At 65.8% G+C, this 6,115-nt stretch carries 8 protein-coding genes; 2 read left to right on the forward strand and 6 right to left on the reverse strand.

Annotation, left to right across the window (positions count from 1 at the left end):
- On the forward strand, nt 1-613 hold a 613-nt coding region (locus ABS88_RS22840), incomplete at its 5' end, for an aminopeptidase N C-terminal domain-containing protein (RefSeq protein WP_286750683.1).
- A 4-nt stretch (nt 614-617) separates the two neighbouring features.
- Here ABS88_RS22840 and ABS88_RS22845 read toward each other — a convergent pair.
- From ABS88_RS22845 to ABS88_RS22865, 5 genes are all read right to left on the reverse strand, one after another.
- Nucleotides 618-938, reverse strand: a complete 321-nt coding sequence (locus ABS88_RS22845) for a DMT family transporter (RefSeq protein ID WP_003049205.1) — start codon at nt 936-938, stop codon at nt 618-620.
- 161 nt (nt 939-1,099) lie between these two features.
- A complete protein-coding gene (locus ABS88_RS22850; protein WP_062765570.1) occupies nt 1,100-1,720 on the reverse strand; it encodes an ABC-type transport auxiliary lipoprotein family protein in 621 nt (206 codons plus the stop codon).
- Nucleotides 1,721-1,722: 2 nt separating this feature from the next.
- The gene (locus tag ABS88_RS22855; RefSeq protein ID WP_003049211.1) at nt 1,723-2,664 is read right to left on the reverse strand and encodes an MlaD family protein; all 942 of its coding nucleotides are present in this window, start codon (nt 2,662-2,664) and stop codon (nt 1,723-1,725) included.
- Nucleotides 2,664-3,488: an ABC transporter ATP-binding protein gene (locus tag ABS88_RS22860; protein WP_003049215.1), complete on the reverse strand. Its 825-nt coding sequence runs from the start codon at nt 3,486-3,488 to the stop codon at nt 2,664-2,666. Before ABS88_RS22860 ends, ABS88_RS22855 begins: the two co-directional genes overlap by 1 nt.
- A complete protein-coding gene (locus tag ABS88_RS22865) occupies nt 3,488-4,594 on the reverse strand; it encodes an ABC transporter permease (protein ID WP_003049217.1) in 1,107 nt (368 codons plus the stop codon). The genes ABS88_RS22860 and ABS88_RS22865 overlap by 1 nt, the downstream gene beginning before the upstream one ends.
- A gap of 107 nt (nt 4,595-4,701) precedes the next feature.
- Here ABS88_RS22865 and ABS88_RS22870 point away from each other — a divergent pair, with 107 nt between their 5' ends.
- Nucleotides 4,702-5,421 carry an HAD family hydrolase gene (locus ABS88_RS22870; RefSeq protein WP_286750684.1) on the forward strand — a complete coding sequence of 240 codons (720 nt, stop codon included), beginning with the start codon at nt 4,702-4,704 and terminating at the stop codon, nt 5,419-5,421.
- 37 nt (nt 5,422-5,458) lie between these two features.
- On the opposite strand, the gene ABS88_RS22875 is transcribed toward ABS88_RS22870, so the two are convergent.
- The coding region (locus tag ABS88_RS22875; protein ID WP_286750685.1) for a PLP-dependent transferase at nt 5,459-6,115 on the reverse strand (657 nt) is incomplete at its 5' end.

Below are 6,115 nucleotides of genomic sequence, written 5' to 3' on the forward strand. Positions count from 1 at the left end.
GACCGAGCTGTCACCGCACGCCAAGGGCGAACGGCGCCTGCGCGGCGTCGCGCTCGCCTATCTTGCCGCGACGGGGATCGCCGATATCCCGGCGCTCGTCTTCGGGGTGTTTTCGGATGCCGACGGCATGACCGAGCGCCAGGCGGCGCTGGCGACGCTGGCGCATGGCGACAGCGACGAGCGCGCCCATGCGCTCGACATCTTCTACCAGTGCTACCGCGACAATCCGCTCGTGCTCGACAAATGGTTTCAGGTGCAGGCCTGGTCGATGCGCCCCGACACGGTGGAGGCGGTGCGCCAGCTGGCCGAGCATCCCGATTTCACCCTGTCCAATCCGAACCGGGTGCGATCGCTTTATGGGGCGTTCACGGGCAATCAGGCGGCCTTTCATCAGGCCGATGGCGCGGGCTATCGGCTGATCGCCGACCTTGTCATCGCGCTCGATCCGCGCAATCCGCAGACCGCGGCGCGAATGATCCCGCCGCTCGGGCGGTGGAAGCGCTTCGACGAGGCGCGGGCCGCGATGATGCGCGCCGAACTGGAACGCATCCTCGCCCAGCCCGGCCTGTCGCGCGACACGACCGAACAGGCGTCGAAGAGCTTGCTGGGCTGAGCGATCAGGCCGGCGCCGACAGCTTGGTGCCGACGACGCCGATCACGATCAGCGCCATGAAGCCGATCTGCACGGTGCCGATTTTTTCGCCGAACAGGACGATACCGCCAATGATGACGCCGACCGCGCCGAGGCCGGTCCAGATCGCATAGGCGGTGCCGGCCGAAATCTCGCGCATCGCGAAGGCGAGCAGCGCCATGTTGAGGAAGCTGAGCGCGATCGGCACCGTCGAGGCCTGCCACGTGCCCAGCGTTGCGGCCCATTTCAGGCTGAGTGCCCAGCAAATTTCGGTGAAAACGGCGATTGCCAGGATGAACCATCCCATGCGCGAGTCCTTTCGTCAGGCGGGCTCGTGCGGGAGGCGCACGCCGGAAACCCGAAAGAGGCGATGCGCGAAAGAGGCGGCTATCGCGGCCGCGGCTCGCCCCTAAGGGGCAGGCGCGCAAAGCGCAAGAGCGGAGCGGTCGGGAGCCGGCGCGGCGCGCGTCAGCCGGCGAGCCAGGCGGCGACGTCGGCAGCGACCTTGTTGGCGGCGCGGGTCAGCGCCTCGCCGACCGGCTTTGCCTCGATCTTGCCGCCGATCGGTTCGCGCACCTCGAAGCGGCGCTGCGTCACCGTCTTGCCGCCCGCCGCGACGCGCATCGCCTGGAGCGAGACGACCGCTTCATTGGTGCGCGCATCGACGCCGAATTCGAGCAGCTGGCTGGCAAGCTGTTCGCCCGGTGCGGTCAGATACTGACCTTCGTCGAGCACAACCAGCGGGGTTTTTGCCGCGACGGTTTCCGACAGGAGCCGCTGGAACAGGCGCTGCGGCGCCTCGACCCACTGGGCGTCCTTGACATAGGCGACGCTCGCATCGTCCTGCTGCACCGGGATGCGCGTGGTGCGCAGCTTTTGCGGCGCATTCGGGATCAGGATCGTCAGCGTCTGCGCTTCGCCCGCCGAGCGCGCCTCGCCGACGACCGGGGCGACATCGGAATCGAGCGTGAGCAGAAAGGGCGGCGCCTTGCCGCCGAAACTGACACAGGCCGAGAGCGACAGCGCGCCCAGCGCGAGCAGCGCGGGAGTGCGAAGACGGCGAAGCGGGTGGGGCATGGCGGTCGTCATCCTCATTTCTTGTAATCGGGCAGCTTGCTGCCGCCGAGCACCGCGCCCGCGCCTTGCTGATCGAGCTTGTCGGTCAGGCTCGAAAGCGAGGAGGAGGTGCGGCGCAGGTCGCGGATCAGCGCATTCGCTTCGGGGATCGTCGTTTCGCTGAAGGTCTTGAGGCCGGGCCGGGCGTCCGAAATCGCCGATTCGAGCGTCTGCATCGACTTGTTTGCGGAGGCGAGCGTGTCGCGCAGATTGCGCATCGCAGGATCGACATTGCGGTCGATCGTGCCCTGCGTCGCGGCGGCTAGATTGCCGATCTGTTCGGCCGCGGTCCCTGTCTGCTGGATCGCGACGCGCGTGTCGGCGAGCGCGGCTTCGATCGCCGGTCCGTTGCGCGCGAGGATCGCGGTCGATTGCTCGACATTCTTCAGGATCGCCGCGAAGCTCGCCTGATTCTTGTCGTCGGCCAGTTCGGCCAGCCGCTCGGTCAGCGTCGACAGGCGCTGGAGAAGCTGCGGCGCGGTGTTGAGCAGTTCACCGAGCCCGCCGACGCGCGTCGGAATGACCGGTTTGCCGGCGGGGCCCTTGTCGGCGATCGGCGGCGCGCCCTTGACCGCGCCGTCGAGCGAGATTTGCGATACGCCGGTGAAGCCGACGCCTTCCAGCGCCGCGGTCGTCCCCTGCAGCACCGGCACATGCTCGTCGACTTCGATACGGACGCGGACGAATTGCGGATCGTCGGGCCACAGCGCGATCTGCCGCACCTGGCCGACGGGGACGCCGGAGAATTGCACCTGTGCGCCCTTGTTCAATCCGTCGACCGACTGTTTGAAAAATATATCATATTCCTGACGCTTGCCGCCGCTGTCGTTCGCCAGCCAGACCACGAACAGCGCGAGCGCAACGGTGAACAGCAGGACGAAGGCCCCGACCAGAACATTGTTCGACCGCGTTTCCATCAGCTCTTCCTATCTGCCCGCGTCAGCGCGTCGTTGCTGCCAGAGGCGGCGCGTCCGCGCGGTCCGTTGAAATATTCCTGTATCCAAGGATGCTCGGTGGCAAGAAGTTCCGGAATCGTGCCGACCGCGATCACTTTTTTCTCGGCCAGCACCGCGACCCGGTCGCAGGTCGCGTAGAGCGAATCGAGGTCGTGGGTGATCAGGAACACGGTCAGCCCCATCGTGTCGGCCAGTTCGCGGATCAGCTCGTCGAACTTCGCGGCGCCGATCGGGTCGAGCCCCGCGGTCGGTTCGTCGAGGAACAGCAGCGCCGGATCGAGCGCCAGCGCCCGCGCCAGCCCCGCCCGCTTGACCATGCCGCCCGACAGCTCGGCCGGATATTTGGGGCCGGCATCGTTGGGAAGGCCGACCATCGCGACCTTGTAGGCCGCGATTTCGTCGAGCAGCTCAGAGTCCATGCGCGGATAAAATTCGCGCAGCGGCACTTGGATATTCTCCGCAACGGTGAGCGTCGAGAACAGCGCACCGCCCTGGAACATCACGCCCCAGCGACGACGCAGGTCGCGCGATTCCTCTTCGTCGACGATCGTGTCGAGCGTCTTGCCATAGACTTCGACCTCGCCCGCGGTCGGGATCTGCAGCCCGATGATCGACCGCATCAGCACCGACTTGCCAGTGCCCGATCCGCCGACGACTCCCAATATCTCGCCCGACCGCACGTCGAGATCAAGGTCTTCGTGGATCACCGCATCGCCGAACTGGTTGCACAGGCCGCGCACCTTGATCGCAATGTCGAATTTTTCGGGTTCGATCAGCTCGGCCATCAGTTCCAGCCCAGCGAGGTGAAGAAAACGGCGAAAAAGGCGTCGAGAACGATGACGAGGAAGATGGCGGCGACAACCGCCGAGGTCGTCCGCTTGCCGACTTGCTCGGCATTCTGGCGCACCTGCATCCCTTCGTAACAGCCGGTGACGCCGATCAGGATGCCGAAAACCGGTGCCTTGATCAGCATGATCCAGAAATCGGTCATCGGGATGATTTCACGGATGCGCTGGACATAGGTCAGCGGCGGGATTTCCAGCCCGACCCAGCAGAAGATGCCGCCTCCGATGATCGCGCAGATGCTGGCATAAAAGCCGAGCAGCGGCATGGTGATCGTCGACGCCGCGACGCGCGGCAGGACGATCGCCTCCATCGGCGACACGCCGATCGTGCGCATCGCATCGACTTCCTCGGTCAGCTTCATCGTCCCGATCTGCGCGGCGAAGGCCGAACCCGACCGGCCGGCGACCATGATCGCGGTCATCAGCAATCCCAGCTCGCGGATCGAGGCACGGCCAACGAGGTTGATCGTGAACACCTCGAGCCCGAATTGCTTGAGCTGCACCGATCCCTGCTGCGCGATGACGATGCCGATCAGGAAGCTCATCAGCCCGATGATGGGCAGCGCGTCGACGCCGACGGTCTGGAACCGCGTGACGATCGCATTCCAGCGGATCGCGCGGCGGGCGCGGATCTGGTTGAACAGCGCGACGACCATCGCGCCGAAAAAGCCGATGATACCAAGCAGTTCGTTCCAGATCGCCACACTTGCGGTGCCGAGCTGTTCGAGCATACGCACCCACGCAGGGCGCCGGTCGCCATGGATGCGATACTCGCTGGTGTCGTTCGCCAGCGCGTCGAGCAGCCGCTGCGCATCCTGGCTCGCGCCGACGACCTTCGCGTCGTGGCGATGCATCGTGCGCGTCACGATCCACGCCCCGACGGTGTCGATGCGGGTAATATTTGAAAGATCGAGGAGCGAAATCGGTCCAAGCTCGTCGAGCCGCTGCGGCAGGTCGCCCATCCGGGCGAGCGTCAACCGGCCCGAGAAGCGGACCTCTGCGCCGTCAGCGCCATCGTTCGTTTCGAAGTCCGCCCAAACCGCCATGACGCGGGCGACATTGGATTATTTGCCAGGGCACGGCAAGCGAATTGGCCGCGCTTGCGGCAGGCTGCGCTCTTGGCCGGCGGTGGGCGCGCGGTTATAGCGGGAGTATGGAGGTTCCGACGCTCGATCCCGTCCGCGACTATGCGCATCGTGTCGCGATGTACGACATGGACCGCACGATCACGCGGTCGGGGACGTATAGCGGCTTTCTGATGCACGTTGCGCGGCGGCGCCAGCAATGGCGGCTGCTGTTGCTGCCGCTGGTGGCGCTTGCCGCCGCCGCCTATTCCTTGCGCCTGATCGACCGGTCGCGGCTGAAGGCGATCAATCTGCGGCTGCTGGTCGGCAGGAGTTTCAACCGCGCCGAGATCGCTCCGCTCGCCGAAAGCTATGCCGATCAGGTCATCGCGCGCGGCGTGCACGCGGCGGCGCTCGACCAGATCGCGGCCGACCGCGCGGCGGGTTACCGCGTCCTCCTCGCGACCGCGTCCTTCCATCTCTATGTCGATGCGATCGCGCGGCGGCTGGGCATCGATGATGTGCTGGCGACCCGCCTCGACGCACCCGACGGCGCCGATCATATCCACGCGCGGCTGGCGGGCGACAATTGCTATGGCGCGGCCAAGTTCGCGCGCATCGGCGAATGGCTCGCCGATAATGCCATCACCCGCGAAGACGCGCACATCCGCGCCTATTCGGATCATGTCTCCGATCATCCGATGCTGGGCTTCGCCGACGAGGCGGTGGCAACGACACCGTCGCGCGCGCTGAAGAAGCTGGCGCCGCAGCGGGGATGGGCCGTCGTCGACTGGCGGCAGAAGACATAGCCTCCCGGTGGTGCGGGAGGGCTTGCCTCGCTTCCGCTCAGACCGCGTCCAGTGCCTGCGCGAAGTCGGCGATCAGATCGTCGGCATCCTCGATCCCGATAGAGATGCGGACGAGATTGTCGGTGATGCCCAACGCTTTCTTGCGTTCGTCGGGGACCGACAGATGCGTCATCGCCGCCGGATGGCTCGCGAGCGTTTCGGTGCCGCCGAGGCTGACCGCGAGCTTCGCGATCTTGAGCGCGTCGAGAAAGCGGAAGCTCTCTTCCTCGCCGCCCTTGATGAACAGCGAGAAGGTCGATCCCGCGCCGCTGCAGTGGCGGTCGAAGATGTCCTGCTGGCGCGGGTCGGCAATGAAGCCGAGATAGCCTAGTCCTTCGACCTTGGGATGATCGCGCAGAAAGGTGCAGACCTTCAGCGCATTCTCGCCTGCCCGGCTCATGCGCAGTTCGAGCGTCTCGAGGCTGCGCAGCAGCATCCACGCGGTGTTGGGATCGCAGATGGTGCCGATCGTGTTGCGCATCGGCCGGATGATATCGATCAGCCGCTGATCGCCCGCCACACCCCCCGCAACCAGGTCCGAATGACCGCCGGCATATTTGGTCAGGCTATAGACCACGAGTTCGGCGCCCTGCTTGAGCGGCTGTTGCCAGAGCGGGCCGAGGAAGGTGTTGTCGATCGCGATCGCGGGCTTGTG

This window comes from Sphingopyxis sp. SCN 67-31, assembly GCF_001725095.1.